Source organism: Taibaiella chishuiensis (assembly GCF_003014535.1).
Classification (GTDB): domain Bacteria; phylum Bacteroidota; class Bacteroidia; order Chitinophagales; family Chitinophagaceae; genus Taibaiella; species Taibaiella chishuiensis.
Genome location: NZ_PYGD01000010.1, coordinates 52,186 through 69,383, shown reverse-complemented (window position 1 = coordinate 69,383; position 17,198 = coordinate 52,186). Strand labels below are relative to the sequence as shown.

Sequence of the window (17,198 nt, the reverse complement as noted above, 5' to 3'; positions counted from 1 at the left end):
AAAGTAATGAAATATCAGTTGAGTGTCGTCATATCCAGGTTAACGGTGATACTGGTGCCGGCTTCGGCTTCGGACCGTATATCGACGCTGCCGCCCAGGCCTTTAACACGGTAGCTCAGGTTCTCGAGGCCAAATCCCATGGCCTTTTCCCGCAGGTCGAAGCCCAGGCCGTTGTCTTCCACGATCAGGTTCAGCGTATCGCGCGTTTGCTCGAGCGATACCACGGCATAGGTAGCGGAGGCATGTTTCAGGATATTCTGAATCAGCTCCTGTACAATACGGAATACGACGGTTTTGTAAGGCGTTCTTATCTTATCGGGATCGCAATGTATATCGAGGTCGATAAAAAGCGCGCCGCTCCGGTTAATGTTGTCGCAATAATATTGTAGCGCTTCTTTCAGGTTGTTGCGTAACAAGGCTGAAGGCATGAGGTTGTGCGAGGTTTTGCGTACTTCGTCTGCGGTCTGCTCGATCATCTGCATGATTACCCGCAACCCTGCCTTGTCTTCAAAATCTTTCTTTTCGGCAACATTCATATTCATATTGACGGCGGCGAGCATGCCGCCGATACCGTCGTGCAGGTCCTGGGCCAGGCGAATGCGTTCCTGCTCCTCGCCTTGCATGAGGGCCTGCATTTCACGGATCTGTTCTTCCCTCAGCAGTATTTTCTGCTTTTGCCGGAACCGCGAATACAGGGCAAGGGTAACCAGCACCAATACCAATACCAGGGCTATGGAGAGCAGGATAATGGTGTTCTTGTTATGCAGGGACTTGGCCTGTTGTTCGATATGGAGTTTACTAAGCAGCAGCTCCTTGTCTTTTTCAGCGCTGCGGTATTTTATTTCGAGGCGTTGTACATTATCCATTACTTCGCGGTTGCGTAAACTGTCGCTTATATTGCTATAAGCCAGCTGGTAGCCGTAAGCCTGTGCGTAGTCCTTACCAGCTGCGTATAATTCGGCCAGCTTCCTGCTGCCTTCCATCAGGTCGCGCCCGATGCCATACCTGCGGGCTGCGGCCAGCGACTCCAGGAAATACTGTTCCGCCTTTTTATAATGACCCAGTTTTAAATGCACTTCACCCAGGGTAAAAATAGCCATGTTGCGGTAATAGGGATCTACAGGCTGGTTGGGGTTGGCGATGGCTTCTTCGAGATAAGGAATAGCTTTTTCGTATTGGCCGGTAAGGTGGTACAGGTCACCGATATTGTTGAGCAATACGTATTCCCATTGGGCAAAATGATGTTGCCGGGCCAGTTGCAGTCCTGCCTGGGCAAGCCGCATACTTTCGGCATACCGTCCCTGGTTCCTGTAAATCTTGGCTTTGTTGCACAAGACACAGGTAATGATCTTTTGGTCGTTGTATTTCCGGGCTACCTCGTCGGCCTTATCCAGGTAATAAAGGCTTTTTTTGTTGTGGTCCAGGCTATCCTGCGGCATATTAAGCAGGAGCGCGGCATAGTTGTTGTAAATGGTAGCCAGGTAATCGGGCATGTATTGCCGGGCCAGGGGTATGGCCTGCATATAGTAATTACCGGCAAGTTCATACTGTTCCTTAAGCTGGCTTATTTTGGCCCTTGCGTTATAAATCACAGCCAGTGCGGGTTGCAGCGCCTGCAATTGCGTGCAGGAACTTTCGAGCCGGTCGAGCAATTGATTTTTATCGGCATCCTGGAGCAGCGGTAACAGGACATTGAGCCCGCGCCGTATACCGGTAACATATGCGCTGGCTTCGCTGCGGGTCAGCGCTTGCCGCAACAGGCCTATGGCGCTGTCCCGGTTGCTGGCGGACAGGCTATTGGCCTGTTCTATAACCCGGAGCAAAGCGGTGGTATCGCCCATGGTTGTGTATTGGAGCGGTTTACGCTCGCCAACAGGCTGTGCATAGGGCTGCTGCGCTGCACATAACAGCAGGAGACCCAATAAGGCCACAGCGCGCAGCACCTGGCATACAGGTCTATTCAAAAGGGTAACAGGTAATAACATGCAAAAAAAGAAAACCGCCTCGCGGGTATTGGTAAAAGTAACAAGAATAGCGACGGCGATATATGGAAATTATTTTTATGATACGTTTGTATCCAACGGATAAAAAAGGGTCGGGGTATTTTTGAGTTTCTGAAAAAATCAATACTATGAAAAAAACATGTACCCTGCTTACCTGCCTGTTACTGGGCGCCGGGGCGATGGCCCAATCCCAGTTGCCTAATGCCAATTTTGAAAACTGGTCTGTTGATGCCGATGGGCACGACTCGCTCAATAACTGGAGTTCGAGCAATAAGGTGGTGATGTACCCCGTGGTTTCGTTGCGTAAAACAACCGATCACTACCAGGGCGCCTATGCGGCAAAAGTAAGTACCGTACCCTTCGGCTTTGTACAATATTCGACCCTGGGTATCCTGGTTAACGGCGACGCCGAATTTACCTATGGCGGCGGCGGTGGTGGCAGCAATGTCGAATATGCATCCGGCGGCGGTACCCCGATCAATATCAAACCTTCCGAATTGAAAGGTTATTATAAGTATGTTACCGGGGCTGCTTCAGACAAGGGCCTGGCTAAGGTGCTGGCCACGCGGTACAATACGGCTACCGGCAAAAGGGATACCGTAAGTTATGCCACTTACCAATTTATGCCACAGCCCAATTATACGGCATTCAGCATCACCCTGCCCGACCTGAAACCAGGCATTACGCCGGATACCATCACGACTATATTCTACTCCTCTGATGTAAGTACCCTGCCTAACACCGGTGTGTTCAGCGACCTGTTCCTGGATAGTATGACACTGGTAAAGCAACCGGCGCCACCGGTAGCCGACTTTACGGCCGATGTCACTACGGGTACTACAAGCACCGTAGTGAGCTTTACCGATAACAGCACCAATACACCCACCACCCGCACCTGGACCTTTACGCCCAATACGGTGGCTTACCAGGGCAGCAGTACCGCCACTTCGGCCAACCCGGTCGTAAAATTTACCGCGCCCGGAAATTATACGGTTAAACTGGATGTATCCAATGCCGACGGCAGCGATTCAAAAACGAAGACTAATTATATCCAGATTCAGAACGGAACCGGTATTGAAGATATCCTGGCCGGTACGGAGCCCTTCTTCTCGCCCAACCCGGCCATCGATCATATCCGGCTGACGCCGGCCTGCATGGGCGCTGCATTGCAACTGCACGATGTTTATGGCAAGACGGTGCTCCGGGTTGAAAAGGTAAGCCAGATCAACCTGGATCTCTCCGGTCTGCCCACCGGCATGTATTTCCTGACACTGACCAGCAAAGAAAAACACCATACCGCCAAACTGCTCATCAGGCAGTAATATTCAAGAACCTCCCCTGTAACCCACGCCGGCAGATCCTGATCTGCCGGCTTTTTTAATACGCTGATAAAGCCAGCTAGGGGATGAGATCCTTCGCTGCGCTCAGGATGACAGGCTTCCTTTTGGGAGTTGATGCTTTACACGCTGATACGGCCAGCTAACCGGTGAGATCCTTCGCGGTGCTCAGGATGACAGGCTTCCTTTGGGTACTTGATGCTTGACACGCTGATACGGCCAGCTAACCGGTGAGATCCTTCGCGGTGCTCAGGATGACAGGCTTCCTTTGGGTACTTGATGCTTGACACGCTGATACGGCCAGCTAACCGGTGAGATCCTTCGCTGCGCTCAGGATGACAATCGAACTTTTGGTGCTTGATGCTTGATACGCTGATACGGCCAGCTAACTGGTGAGCTCCTTCGCGGTGCTCAGGATGACAGCATTCCTTTTGGGGTTGATGCTTTATACGCTGATAAAGCCAGCTAGGGAATGAGTTCCTTCGCGATGCTCAGGATGACAGGCGAACTTTTGGGGGATGATGCTTGACACGCTGATACGGCCAGTCTACTGATGAGATCCTTCGCGATGCTCAGGATGACAATCGAACTTTTGATGCTTGATGCTTGACACGCTAATACGGCCAGCTAACTGGTGAGCTCCTTCGCTGCGCTCAGGATGACAACATTCCTCCTGGGAGTTGATGCTTGACACGCTGATACGGCCAGCTAACTGGTGAGCTCCTTCGCTGCGCTCAGGATGACAATCGTCCTCTTGATACTTGTTACTTGATACCTGATACTAATAAAAAATGAGATCCTTCGCTGCGCTCAGGATGACAATCGTCCTCTTGCTACTTGCTACTTGATACCTGATACTAATAAAAAATGAGATCCTTCGCTGTGCTCAGGATGACATCTCATATCTAACATCTAACATCTAACATCTCATATCTCATACCCAATCAGAACGTAAACTTGATCCGTCCGCGGATACCCCATGAGGAAACATGCGGATGATCGAGATAGTTAAACCGTTTTACGACATCGATACGCAGCAGTTTAAAGATATTGGCAATACCGATACTGCCTTCCATATAAGGGCCCTGGCTGAGCGTATGGCTAAAGGACCGGGGTTGCATTACATCTCTCGGGAATTCTATGTCGTTGTAATTACGCGGCATATTTTCGTCCCGCACACCGCCAAAAAGCATTTTAAAGGACAAGGCTTCGCGCAGCTGCAATTTCTTAACCAGGGGGATCTTGTTGAACAGGAAACCGTTGAGCGAATGGTCCAGGTTGATACTGGCATAATGGTCGCTTATGAATTCCATAAAGTTCATCAGGTTATAGGACTCGAGCTGGTAAGCATAGGTCTGGTTGGCCCGGTGTATGGTAAGCAGCGGGAACGGCAGCTTGCCACGGGTATACCCGCCTTCGACCACCACATCGGTAAAGCCCAGTTGCGAGAGGTAGAAACGTTTATAGGCATTCAGTGTAAACTGCTGGTAGTTGTATTCACCGCCCATCAGGCCTTTAATACCGATGGTGGTACGGAAGGTAAAGATCGGGTAAGCATTGGGTATGGGCCTGCGGTATTTTTTACCCTGGTAAAACTGTTCATGCGGCGCCCAGCGGAGTTCGGCCGTTAATTCGCTCGTGGTAATATTCCTGATCACACGTTCACCGTTGGCCGTCCGGCACAGGTAACGCAGCCCGCCACCCGGCTCCTGTTCCCAGCGGCGGAAACCGGTTTTTAAGGTCAGGTTGTTTTTCATTTCGTTCAGGAATTCGACCTGGAAAATTTTATTGTACAACCATTTGTTGTTGACGCCGCGCTTGAACGACAGCAGGAAGTTGTCCTCTTCGAGGAAGGCCAGTTGCTGGCCGGGAATCTGTGTTTCTTCGCTATAGCTGACCGACAGGGATTTTACGGGGAACTCATAAATCGAACGGTTGGTCAGGGAAACGGTAGCACCCAGTGCATATTTGAACCGTTTGTCCCTTAGCCCGTACGCAATATGGCCATCAAAAAAGATCCTTTTGCTGAATTCGTCCGTGGTACGGCCACCGATACGCGGCCGGAAGCCTTCTACCGGGTTAAAGCTGTAGAAGGTATTGAGTGGTCCAATCTCGATAGGGCCAAGGCTCTTATAACCGGAAAGCAGCATGGTAGCGATGTCTACGGTACGGCGGAAGGAGCGCATTTTCTGCAGGCTGTCGATATTACCATATACTTTGCGTTCGGCAACGGTAAGCGAATCCAGCCTGTTGGCCTCCCAATAGGCATCCTGGCGGTTATCGGCGCCGGTGGCTACCCTTTCTGCAGCGCCCTGGTAAAAGCTTTCGGGCTGTGGTTTGCCGCTTACAAAGTTGCTTACGATTACCGTACGTTCGCCGGTTACGCCGCCACTACCTTTAAAAATGCCCATGTCCATACGCACGGTGCTTTTGCTTTTATAAAAGCGGCCGTCGGCGCTGGGCTCAAATTGCTGCGATACCTGCAGGTCGCGTACCCAGTTCAGGTTAATGTCTTTCGACACCGAAAGTTCTACGGCGGTAATGGCGTAATGCCCGTCCAGCGTAATATCCATCGATCCTTTAAACAACATGTCGGCCTTGTTGCGCGGGGCAAACATCATCCTTACGCGCCAGGGACTAACGTCTTTAAGCGTATCGGTAATAAAGTATTTGTAAAAGGTAGGTGCACCCTCGGCCACGGGGCTGAGGAACTGCTGGCGAACAAAGGCAATATTGTTTTTATAGATGTCGACGTCCTGGTAAACGTTATCCAGGTAGTCGGCAAGCCCGTCGTTATCTACAAACTTATCGATCTTGGTTTTTTTGTCGGCCTGTACTACCGTTATGCTTTTTTCGGGACTGCGCCGGAAATAATTATCGGTCAGTTTTTCTTCAAGGAACACGGGGAACAGCGCTTTACCGGCTATCTTGGTACTGTCCGACTGGTTGAGCATAAACTGGTATTTGCGGAGCAGCTTGGTATTTTTCATTTTTTCGACGCTGTTGCTCAGCGCGATCTGCAGTTTTTCATACTGCCGGTATTCCATATAATCGTAGTGCCCGGGTTTATTCTCGTCCTTATGATCGATCACCTGGCGGATCAATTCTACCGCGGGGTTATTCTTATTGCGGTACCGGGGTTCCTTACCCGATTTTACTTCCACCTCCTGCAGGGTGCTGTTTTCGGCTTCCAGCTTTACATCTACGGTATGCTGTCCACGGCCGCTTACGGTTTTTATGGCTGTCTTGTAGCCAAGCAGCGTAATATGCAGTTTTACCTGGTTGGCATCGGTACTCAGTTCAAAATACCCGTTATCGTTGGTGGTACCGCCTTTGTCGGTGCCCTGGAAACTAATACTGGCATAGGAAAGCGCTTCGCCCGTTTGTGCATCGGTTACGCGTCCTTTTACGATCAAAAGGCCGGCAAACAATACGCCCGGGGCACTGAGTAAAATCAATAAAAGGAAAATGCGGGAAAGTAAACGGATCATAAAGGGCAAGGCCGGGCTTCGCCGGGTATTTTTCATGGCAGGGAATGGGTTAACTATACTGTTTTATTTCGGGGTCCTCTATATATACAGACAACTGCAACTGTATTTAACCCCATGCCGGGAAAAAATAAAATTGAATTTCGGTATAAAACACCCCGGACCGTTGTGCCGGACAACCGCAATTTGCTGTTAGGCATGCATTAAAACGGTACACGGGTTGTAATATATAGACCGGGGTATTACAAATTGATAGACGAAGTATTAAGGTGGTTCGTTTGGGGCATTTGCTTATTTTATGGTTAACGGAACAGGTCGAAACCATATTGTGCATCGGACCAGAATTGGTCGAGGGCGATGATCCTGGGTTTGAGAAAGGAAATGAGCTCAGGCCAGTCTTCCCGGCGGAAAACATTGAGGCCCTCCCTGGATATGCCGATACGGCTGATACGGCGCCCCTGGTTTTCTGTATCGGGCTCCCAGAGCCATGTTTCGCCGGTGCTGGCTTCGAGCAGGCGTTGCAGCGCTTCGAATTGCAGGTACATGAGTTCGCGGATACCCGCATCCGGGTCGCTCATTTCTATGGCGATCGAAACGCTGCGTGCATCGGCGTCCATTTTGAAGGCCAGGTGCCGGATACCGGTTTTATAATTTATCCAATTGATGCGTTGCCCTTCTGCCGAGGTATGCAGCGCCATATATTGCCCGAAAGCCTTCCAGAATGCCTGCCTGATGGCCGAAGCCTCTTCCCTGGTAAACAATACGTATCTGCTTTAAAAATGATAAAAGCTGCAAAAATAAACAATCGGCGCCGAATGAACCGGGTACTAAACAAAACAGCAATGCGGGCTAACGCATTTAAAATATGTGCATGTTTATATTATCATGATCAGCTGGTCTGAATATGACCATTAATAGATAACTTTGAGGTACTAAAACGAAAACCAACTCAATACCAACTCAATACCAACTTCATGAATAAAATACTGGTAACAGGCGGCTGCGGTTATATTGGCAGCCATACCATCATTGATCTTATTGACAACGGCTACGATGTTATTTCGATCGACAACCTTTCCCGTGGTTTCCAGCAGACTATTTCGGGTGTAGGCGCCATCCTGGGCCGCCCGGTTAAGAACTATCGTGTAGATCTCTGCAACCTGGAAGATACCCGTGCGGTATTCGAGGAAAACCCCGATATCGTAGGTGTGATCCATTTCGCCGCCTATAAATCCGTACCGGAGTCGGTAAGCAAGCCACTGGAATACTACCGCAACAACCTGAGCTCCCTGATCAATGTGCTGCAATGCAGCAAGGAATTCGGCGTCAAACATTTCGTGTTTTCCTCTTCCTGCTCCGTATATGGTAATGCCGACGTATTGCCCGTAACCGAAGATGCACCGCTGAAGCCCTGCGAATCGCCTTATGCCAGCACCAAGCAAATGGGCGAACAGATCTGTATGGACTTTACCAAAGCCAACCCCGGCTTCCGCACGATACTGCTGCGTTATTTTAACCCGGTAGGCGCACATCCTACCGCCCTGATCGGCGAACTGAACGAAAAACCCGAGAACCTGGTACCTGTAATTACCCAGACCGCCATCGGCAAACGCGAATCCATGTCGGTATTCGGCAGCGATTACGATACCCGCGACGGATCCTGTGTACGGGACTATATCCACGTTATGGACATTGCCCATGCCCATACCCTGGCGGTAACCAAGTCGCTGGACGAAGCCATACCCGGCGAATGCGAAATCTTCAACCTGGGCACCGGCGAAGGTGTAACCGTGCTGGAGCTGATCAAAACCTTCGAAAAAGTATCGGGCCTGAAACTGAACTATTCGGTAGGCCCCAGGCGTGCCGGCGATGTGATCGCTGTGTATGCCAATAATGAAAAAGCCAGGACGATCCTGGGCTGGACGCCTGGCTACCAGATCGAGACGATGATGGAAACGGCCTGGAAGTGGGAGCAACGCACCGCTGAAACCGCCCACCAGTCTACTGCTAACTAGTAATACCCGGACACATATCCCATAGAGAAGGGCAATGCTTTACCAGCATTGCCCTTTTTACTTATTATAGGTTAAAGACCCGGAGTTATTTTTGCCATTCGAAATAAAAAGTGCTGCCCGCTCCCGGTTCCGACTCCACCCATATTTTACCGCCCTGTTCAGACACGATCATCTTCAGCAGGTTAAGCCCGATACCGGTGCTGGATTCGCCGCGCGATACGGCATTACCCGTTCGGAACAGCATAAACAATCCTTCTTTGTCCTTTTCCTGCAGCCCGGGACCGTTGTCTTTTACATAAAATACATAACGGTCGTGCTGATCGGTAGCACCGATCTCGATACTGCCCTGCTTTTTGTCGTTATACTTGATGGCATTGCCGATCAGGTTCTGGAATACCTGCTGCAGCTTTAGTTTGCGGGTAATGATCGTGGGTAAATGGCCTTCGATGCGGATATTGATATTATCCGGCGGGAACAGCAGGCGCGCCGTATCGCGGACCAGCTCTTCGATATCGACCAGTTCGCGGGTTTGCTGCTCATAACTTTTGCGCGAATAGTCCAGCATGGAATCCACCATCTGGGTGAGGTGCATCGAAGCCCGGCTCAACAATTGCATCCTGGATTCCAGCTCTTCGCGTTCTATCGTATCCAATTCTATTTCCAGCGCAGAAATGATCATAGCGATACCGGCCAGGGGCGATTTCAGGTCGTGCGATACCGTATACAGGAAGCGTTCCAGCTGCTGGTTTACTTTCCCGATGGTGACCAGCGATCCGGCCAGTTTATGCTGGTAGAAATAAAGATGTTCGAATACATTGACCTTGGCCCTTGTGATATGTACATCGAGCGGCTTCTGGAGGTAATCTACCGCGCCTTCCTCAAAGCCCTTCAACACATACTGCTCTTCTTTATTGATAGCGGTTACGAAAATGATCGAAATATGCTTCGTTTTGGGGTTGGACTTCAGGATGCGGGCTACTTCAAAACCATCCATACCGGGCATTTGCACGTCCAGCATGATCAGCCCGATATCGTTATTTTTCAATACGGCCTTCAGGGCCTCGTTGCCCGAAGCGGCTTTTAAAAAAGTACGCCCTTCCTTTTCCAGCATGTCCTCCAGCGCGATCAGGTTCTCTTCCCGGTCATCAACCAGCAGGATCGTAAATTCATTTTGCTCGTTGTTATTATCCATAATCTCCACTAAAGTACTATACTTTTAAATAACCGGTCTATTTCATCGACGGTGAGGGCCGTAACACCCGGGTTGACCACAGCCGCATATTCGGGCATAACAGGATACTCGCAATCGAGCGGGTCCTGGATCACGGCGCTGCCATTGTGTTCCAGCACGGCTTTCAGCCCGGCTGCGCCGTCGCTGTTCGAGCCGCTGAGCAACAGGGCCGTAACGCGGCTGCCATACATGGCGGCAAAAGAGGCGAAGGTAATATTAATGCTGGGACGGCTGTGCAGTTCGGGTTCCGAATAATCCAGGCTTATCGTATCCTCTTCGTCGGCGAGCAGGTGGTAGTTGGCCGGGGCCAGGTATACCCTGCCCCGCTCCATCCGGGTTTTATCGTCGGGCTCTTCGACCGGTATGCCGGCTATGCGGCTCAACAACTGGTCCATATCGCTTGCCGCATTCTTAAGCCGGTGCAGGATAATGATTACAGAGGCCGAAAAATCTGGTGGCATACCGGTAAGCAGCCGCATCACGATCGGGAGCGAGCCAGCCGAACCGCCGATCAGTATTACATCTTTCACTTTGCCGGCTCCGTCCATACCTTACATTTTCCTTTTAAATATTTTCGATTTTGCGCTAACTACTTCGAACTGGTTTTTGATATCCGAAGAGATCAGCGATTCTTTTAACCCCAGCGCCATAAAGCTTTTGGGGGCAAGGCTGTTGTAAAACAGGTGGAAGATCTTGCCCTGCAGCGCACGGTTAAAATAGATCAGCACATTGCGGCATACAATAAGCTGGAACTCGTTGAAGGATGACTCGCTGACGAGGTTATGCCGGCTGAAGATCACGTTCTTCAACAGGCTTTTATCGATAATGATATTGTTGTACCGGGCCGTGTAATAACCGGCAAACTCCTGGGTGCCGCCCGACAGGTGGTAATTCTGGGTATAGGCCTTCATCGAGGACAAGGGTATGATACCGCTCCTGGCGGCAGCGAGGTTAGCAGGGTTGATATCTGTGGCATAGATATAAGCCCGGTTCAACAAGCCGGCCTCCTTCAGCAGGATGCACATCGAATAGACCTCTTCGCCGGTAGAACAACCGGCATGCCAGATCTTGATAATGGGATAAGCGGCAAGGGTGGGCAATACTTTCTCGCGCAGATCCCGGTAAAATTCAGGGTCGCGGAACATCTCCGTAACATTAACCGTAACGGTTTGCAGGAAATAGGAAAAGTATTCCTTGAAATTGATCAGCTTATATTTAAGCTCAAAAATATCCCGCGTTTCCGTGAGCTCCATGAAACGGCCGATCCTCCTTTTCAGGGAGGCAACCGAATACTCTGTGAAATCATACCCGTAATACTGCAATATGATATAGAGTACCTCACCCAGCTCCGTATTGCTTATTTCTTGTAATTCACTCATGGGTTACTGCGAAAGCCAGACACGTAATAGGGAACGTAACTTTTGCGTATCTACAGGTTTGGAAATATAATCCGAAGCGCCCGCCGCCAGGCAAAGTTCCCGGTCGTCGGCCATGGCCTTGGCCGTAATGGCAATAATGGGCAGCGATTTCATCTGTAATTTGTTGCGGATATACCCCATCGCCTCGTAGCCATCCATCTCGGGCATCATAATATCCATCAGCACCAGGTCTGCGGCCATACCCGATTCCAGCATATCTACCGCTTCGCGGCCGTTACTGGCGGTCTCCACCTCCATTTCCTGGTCTTCCAGCATGCTTACCAGGGCAAATACATTGCGCATATCATCGTCTGCGATCAGTACTCTCTTACCCTTAAGCTCGTTGCGTTCCAGGGGATGTATATTGTTATTGTTGAACCGTACGGTTTCCGGTTTATCGTTGATGCGGTGCAGGAACAGTTCCAGCTCATCGGTAAGCCGGCGCTGTGCCTCTTCCGACTTCATCACCACGGCTTCCGATACCTTTTTCAGTTTGATCTCGTCGGCCGCCGATATTTCCCGGTTGATCATCAGGATCACGGATACCTTGCGGAAGGCCGGGATGTTCTTCAGCGCTTCGATCCGCCTTATGCCCTCATCGATATCCATACCGATATCCGCGATCACACAATCAAAATCCTGTTCCTGTGCCAGTTTCCGGCAGGCTTCTATGTCATCGGCAAAGCGGTAGTCGATACCTTCGGGAATACTATTGACAAAACGCTCCAGGAATTCGCCGGCGAAACTATCGCCGGGCAGGATCAGCAGGTGGCGGTTGCGGTCATGCATCTGCGAACCGATCAGTTGGAACGTATGTTCCAGGCTTTCCTTGCTTACCGGTTTTTTAAGATAGGCTACGGCGCCTTCTTTTGGCATCCTGATCTCGTCTATGGCCGATATGATATGTACCGGGATATCTTTCAGTTGTTCGTCGTCCTTAAGCCGGTGCAATACTTCCCAGCCATCCATTACGGGCATCTGCAGGTCGAGGATAATGGCATCGGGTATATGCGCCGCGGCCATTTCCATACCGATCTTTCCGTCGGCTGCGTGTAAGGCTTTATAATTTCTTTCTTCTGCAAAATCCTGGAGGATCGAAGCAAAGTTGGCATCGTCCTCGATGATCAGGATAGTACGCCTGTTACCATCTGCTGCCGGGCGCAGCGGCTGCAGTACTTCCGGTACCGGCTGTTCCTTATGCGTCGTTACCAGCAGTGGTTTCTGGTGTTCGGGGTAATGCAGGGGTATACTGATCGTAAAGGTGCTTCCTTTATGCTCTTCGCTTTGGATCGTAATGCTGCCGCCAAGTATACGGGCCAGCTCTTTGGAGATGGACAGCCCCAGGCCGGTGCCGCCATATTTCCTGTTGGTGCTGCCATCGGCCTGTTTAAAGGCTTCAAAGATCAGCTGCTGTTTCTCCTTACCGATACCGATACCGGTATCTTTTACTTCGATATGTAAGCCGGGTACCGGATGCCCCTCCTGGTTTATTTCACCGGTGCGGATCTGCAGGGTTACGGTTTCATTTTTCGGCGTAAACTTCATGGCATTGGACAGCAGGTTCTTCAGGATCTGCTCCAGCCGCTGCCGGTCCGAGCTCATCAGTTCCGGCACATCCGGGGCCTGCTGCGTTTTAAATACGATGCCTTTCTCCTCGGCAACCACGGCAAACATCTGCCGCATGTTTTCCAGCATACCCGATGGTGCGAAAGATTCGATCACCAGGTCGATCTTCCCGGCTTCGATCTTCGACAGGTCGAGAATATCGTTGATCAGCTTTAGCAGGTCGGAGCCGGAGTTGTGGATGATGCGGGCATATTCAACCTGCCGTTCCGTAAGGTTATTGTCTTTGTTGTCGCTGAGCAGGCCGGCCAGGATCAGCACACTGTTCAGCGGGGTACGCAGTTCGTGCGACATATTGGCCAGGAACTCGGACTTGTATTTACCCGATACTTCCAGCTCGGAAGCTTTGAAGGCCAGTACTTCCTTGGCCGATTCGAGGGCTTCATTCTTCTCTTCCAGCTCTACATTGATCTGTTTTAGTTCTTCCTCCTGCACCCGGAGCTCTTCTTCAGAGGCCTGCAGGATATGGGTCTGGTGGGTCAGTTCGTCGTTGGCCAGGCGCAGTTCTTCCTGCTGGTTGATCAGGATCTCCTGTTTCTCCTGGAGTTCCTCCATCAGTTCGTTACGGTTTTGCTGTACCAGGGCTGTGGCCAGGCGTACCGAAACCACATTGGCTATATTCTGGAAGTAGTCCAGCGCTTTATCGGTAAACGGCACAAAACTGCCGAGTTCGATAACACCGGCTAAACGTCCGCGGTTTTCGAGGAACAGGTAAGCGATACTGCCTGGCGTGCTGCTGCCTATAGCCGTCTGTGTTTTCCAGAAGCCGGCAGGCACATCTTTCACCACGGCTACATGGTCCCGGGCGCCGTCCCTGGCAACGGGTAGTTGTTGCACGGTTATAGGCCGGGCCTGTTGCTCGGGTATACCGGTATAACTTACAGGCGATAGCTTTTTATCATCATTTTCTTTTACCAGGTAAACCACGCCCGCCGGTAAATTCAGGAAGCGGGTAATACTCAGCAATACCGCCGAGGCAAACCCGTCCACATCGGTAGCCGACTGGCAGGCCTCTACCAACTGTTGTACGCCGTTCAATACTTCATTATGCAGCCGCGTCTTTTCGTTCATCGTCTCCAGCTTTTCCAGGTTGCGTTGCAGGCTGTGTTCCGCGCGCCTTCTCTTTTTCAGCTCGGCGGCAATGACCATGCTCAGCGCTATAACAATAAACAGTACCAATACCGTACCGCCTATATTGAACCATTTGTTCATGTTGGCAAATGAACTGGCATGCGCCTTTCTCGACTTCAGCAACAGGTCTTCTTCGCCATTCATCTGCTGCAGTACCACATTGATACCGGCAATATGTTTGATCTCTTCCGTAAAATACGCTCTTTCCCGCACCGGGTCCAGGCGGGTGGTCCGGATATCGATGGTGTTCCAAAGGCGGAATAAGCCGTCGATGCGTGTTTTCAGGTCGTCGGCCTTCCGGCTCTGGGAAGGGTTATCATCCACCAACTGCCTCAGGTCCACTACTTCCTGGTGGATCGTTTTTTCGTTGGCATTCCGGAATAAGGTATCCGAGTTTTCATACTTCCGAAGGGTGCGGATATTGGCCGTATTGTCCTTTATACCGACATTGATATCCTGCAGTTTGGCCTTGACCAGTAAGGTATGATTAAACCACAATTCGGCTTCGCGGCTCTGGTAGCTGGAGTAAAGGGATAAACCACCCAGGGCGGCAACCAGGACGATGGCCAGGCTGAGGCCCAGGAAAAGTTGATAGTTAAGTTTGGTATACCGCATCAAATAAAATGTTGATTCGACGATTAATGAGCAAAGAAACAATTTTAACGGTATACTTAGCACTTTTTTGATCTGATAATTGTGGTGCTCAGGCACAAAGGCAGACCAGTTTCTATGGCCTGCCTTTGCATATTTTATACTTAGCGGATCAGCGCTACATCACCTTTCCGGCTAAAGGGATTTCCTTTGCGGTCTTCGTAGTCTATGGTATAGAAATAGGTTCCTGCGTCGGCCGGCTGCCCGTTTACATAACCGTCCCAGGATTGATCGGGTTTATAACTATTGAAAACCCGTGCGCCCCAACGGTTATAGATACTGATCCGGTACTTGACGGGTACATCGCCGCAACCGAGGTAAATGCTGAACAGGTCGTTAAGCCCATCGGCATTCGGGGAGAAGGCATTAGGCACCAGTAGTTTGCAGCGACAGTCCTGCGCGCTTATGGTAATGGTATCGCTGCCTTCGCAGCCGTCCAGTAAGGCGGTAACGATATAGGTACCGGCCTGTTGTACGGTATAATTGCGGCCATGACCGCCGTCCTGCCAGCTATAGCTATCTGCATTAAAGGGACAGGTAAGCACCAGTTGATCGCCGGTACACAACTCCTGGTCGGGGCCCAGGCTGAACTGCGGCACTGTTTTCGAGGCGATGGTAACCGTATCGGTATCGCTGCAGCCGTTAAGGCTCATCTTTACCCAGTAGCGGCCCGGCCGGTCGATATGCAGTGTAGTACCGGCTGTTCCGTCCTGCCATTGATACGCGGTTCCTGCAGGGTTATTGCTATTGTCGGCTTCTATGTTAAAGTCGAATGCCGTACCGCAAAGCGCCGTATCCCGGAGACCGGCATCAAAACTGTAACTGTGCACCCTGATCGTATCGCTATGCCATGCACAGTGATCTTCGTAGGTAATCCAATAGGTGCCCGTGCCGGTAACCGTAGCAGCCGTATCGTGGCTTTCAACACCCTGGAAGTAATAGTACAGGTAACCGGAAGGCGCATACAGCGTAAGCGCCGACCCGCTGCAGACCGAGGTATCGCGGGCGCTGTAGAGGGTATCCTGTACCGGGTAAACCACCGGTGCGGGCAACATGGTCTTGACCTGGGTAGGCGTGGTAAGGGCAAAACCCGGCGTTACATAACCACAGGCGGTACCGGCTGCATTGGGGTTATCGATGCGGTCGGCAAAGGTATTACCCGAGTTAAAGTAGCCAATGTACAGCTTATCATCCGGCGCCCGCTGCAGGTCGCCCAGCAGGAAGGTGGTCGATACTGCGGTACGGGAGGCCTGTATAGCCGCCAGTGTAGGCAGGCTCAGGTCCATCTGGAACAGCCCGCCGGAACCGGGCGCCATCAGCGGCCGGAAAGGCATAGAGTAATACAGTTTGGAGCCATCGGGCGAAAACTCTACGCCCAGGATATTATAGAAGAAGGTACCATAACCATCCAGCAGCAGGCTGTTGCTCACAATACCCGTTGCAGGATCGAAGTCATGCAGCTCAACCGCAGAAGAGTCGACCGTAACGCCATTGACCGCCCCTATGGTAAAAGTGGTGGTAGCGAGTTTGTGCCGGTCGGGCGATATCTTCATCACCGAAGTAAGATAGGCATTAGGCCCTTTTACATTACCCGTCTGCGATACCACAGGCGTGGTATTGATGCCAGCTTCCGTAATCTCGAATACCTTAAATATATTGCTGTTGTTGTTGTCATTGCCCGTAACATGGGTAACCAGCCATACATTGCAGTTATCGCCGGCAACGGCGATCATGCCGCTACCCGGCGGATCGTGCTCGGTACCGCCCATCGTCCAGAGGGGCACATTCTTCTGGGTCGTCACCACATCACCGAATCCACCATTAAGCGTCATGTCCACTACAGAGTAATGGACAGCACCGGTAAAATTGCCCCATACATCCATATCGCTCTGCAGGTGAAAGATGTAAAAGCGGTTAGTATCGTTGATGAACGGCACGATCACTGCTTTTTGCAGGGCATAGGTATCGGCCAGTAAGCCGCTGCCATTGGGCATCTGGGTATGATTACGGCTCCAGACCTGTAGTCCGCTGGTGTAGAACAGGAGGTTGCCCGTTCGGTCCGATACGGAGGCACAGCCGCCTTCCGAAGCCATATTATTGGTAGTTGCTACCGGCGTTGCCCCATTGAAGTCGATGCCGGCCTTATCGCCGAAAGCCCATATATTATTTACTTTCTGGGCAAAGAGGCAATAGCTTGCGATAAAATTGAAAAGGAAAAAAAGGCATAGATTTTTCTTCATATTCCGGTATGGTTATTAGATCAATAAAATAAAAGACAAGGCCGGGGCTTCAGCCGGCGGA

The 17,198-nt window shown here is 50.9% G+C and carries 10 protein-coding genes; 2 read left to right on the top strand and 8 right to left on the bottom strand.

Annotated features, from left to right (window positions below; genetic code table 11):
* Positions 1–14 precede the first annotated feature (14 nt).
* Positions 15–1,964 carry a tetratricopeptide repeat-containing sensor histidine kinase gene (locus B0I18_RS20165; protein ID WP_181358551.1) on the bottom strand — a complete coding sequence of 650 codons (1,950 nt, stop codon included), beginning with the start codon at positions 1,962–1,964 and terminating at the stop codon, positions 15–17.
* Between the two features lie 167 nt (positions 1,965–2,131).
* Here B0I18_RS20165 and B0I18_RS20160 point away from each other — a divergent pair, with 167 nt between their 5' ends.
* Positions 2,132–3,325: a T9SS type A sorting domain-containing protein gene (locus B0I18_RS20160; RefSeq protein WP_106524561.1), complete on the top strand. Its 1,194-nt coding sequence runs from the start codon at positions 2,132–2,134 to the stop codon at positions 3,323–3,325.
* Positions 3,326–4,284: 959 nt separating this feature from the next.
* Here the strand turns inward: B0I18_RS20160 and B0I18_RS20155 are convergent.
* Together B0I18_RS20155 and B0I18_RS20150 are read right to left on the bottom strand one after the other, a co-directional pair.
* Entirely contained in the window at positions 4,285–6,867 is a 2,583-nt protein-coding gene (locus B0I18_RS20155; protein WP_219906014.1) for a DUF5686 and carboxypeptidase-like regulatory domain-containing protein, read from the bottom strand.
* Between the two features lie 263 nt (positions 6,868–7,130).
* Entirely contained in the window at positions 7,131–7,589 is a 459-nt protein-coding gene (locus B0I18_RS20150; protein WP_181358550.1) for a DUF4268 domain-containing protein, read from the bottom strand.
* A 213-nt stretch (positions 7,590–7,802) separates the two neighbouring features.
* Between B0I18_RS20150 and galE the strand changes: the two genes are divergently transcribed.
* A complete protein-coding gene (gene galE, locus B0I18_RS20145; protein ID WP_106524560.1) occupies positions 7,803–8,843 on the top strand; it encodes a UDP-glucose 4-epimerase GalE in 1,041 nt (346 codons plus the stop codon).
* An 85-nt stretch (positions 8,844–8,928) separates the two neighbouring features.
* Here the strand turns inward: galE and B0I18_RS20140 are convergent, their stop codons facing one another.
* The 5 genes from B0I18_RS20140 to B0I18_RS20120 all read right to left on the bottom strand — a co-directional run bounded on the left by B0I18_RS20140 (position 8,929) and on the right by B0I18_RS20120 (position 17,137).
* Entirely contained in the window at positions 8,929–10,035 is a 1,107-nt protein-coding gene (locus B0I18_RS20140) for a sensor histidine kinase (RefSeq protein ID WP_106524559.1), read from the bottom strand.
* An 8-nt stretch (positions 10,036–10,043) separates the two neighbouring features.
* Positions 10,044–10,622 (bottom strand): chemotaxis protein CheB, encoded by a 579-nt coding sequence (locus tag B0I18_RS20135; RefSeq protein WP_106524558.1) that lies wholly within the window; start codon positions 10,620–10,622, stop codon positions 10,044–10,046.
* A gap of 3 nt (positions 10,623–10,625) precedes the next feature.
* Positions 10,626–11,453, bottom strand: a complete 828-nt coding sequence (locus B0I18_RS20130; RefSeq protein WP_106524557.1) for a CheR family methyltransferase — start codon at positions 11,451–11,453, stop codon at positions 10,626–10,628.
* 3 nt (positions 11,454–11,456) lie between these two features.
* Complete coding sequence (locus B0I18_RS20125) at positions 11,457–14,861, bottom strand: response regulator (protein WP_106524556.1); 3,405 nt, start codon at positions 14,859–14,861, stop codon at positions 11,457–11,459.
* A 140-nt stretch (positions 14,862–15,001) separates the two neighbouring features.
* Positions 15,002–17,137, bottom strand: a complete 2,136-nt coding sequence (locus B0I18_RS20120; protein ID WP_106524555.1) for a T9SS type B sorting domain-containing protein — start codon at positions 17,135–17,137, stop codon at positions 15,002–15,004.
* Positions 17,138–17,198 lie beyond the last annotated feature (61 nt).

Bases quoted from the DNA above. Each gene is read 5' to 3' on its own strand.
- B0I18_RS20160 (WP_106524561.1), top strand. From the start codon at position 2,132: ATGAAAAAAACATGTACCCTGCTTACCTGCCTGTTACTGGGCGCCGGG.
- B0I18_RS20155 (WP_219906014.1), bottom strand. From the start codon at position 6,867: ATGAAAAATACCCGGCGAAGCCCGGCCTTGCCCTTTATGATCCGTTTA.
- galE (WP_106524560.1), top strand. From the start codon at position 7,803: ATGAATAAAATACTGGTAACAGGCGGCTGCGGTTATATTGGCAGCCAT.
- B0I18_RS20140 (WP_106524559.1), bottom strand. From the start codon at position 10,035: ATGGATAATAACAACGAGCAAAATGAATTTACGATCCTGCTGGTTGAT.
- B0I18_RS20135 (WP_106524558.1), bottom strand. From the start codon at position 10,622: ATGGACGGAGCCGGCAAAGTGAAAGATGTAATACTGATCGGCGGTTCG.
- B0I18_RS20130 (WP_106524557.1), bottom strand. From the start codon at position 11,453: ATGAGTGAATTACAAGAAATAAGCAATACGGAGCTGGGTGAGGTACTC.
- B0I18_RS20125 (WP_106524556.1), bottom strand. From the start codon at position 14,861: ATGCGGTATACCAAACTTAACTATCAACTTTTCCTGGGCCTCAGCCTG.
- B0I18_RS20120 (WP_106524555.1), bottom strand. From the start codon at position 17,137: ATGAAGAAAAATCTATGCCTTTTTTTCCTTTTCAATTTTATCGCAAGC.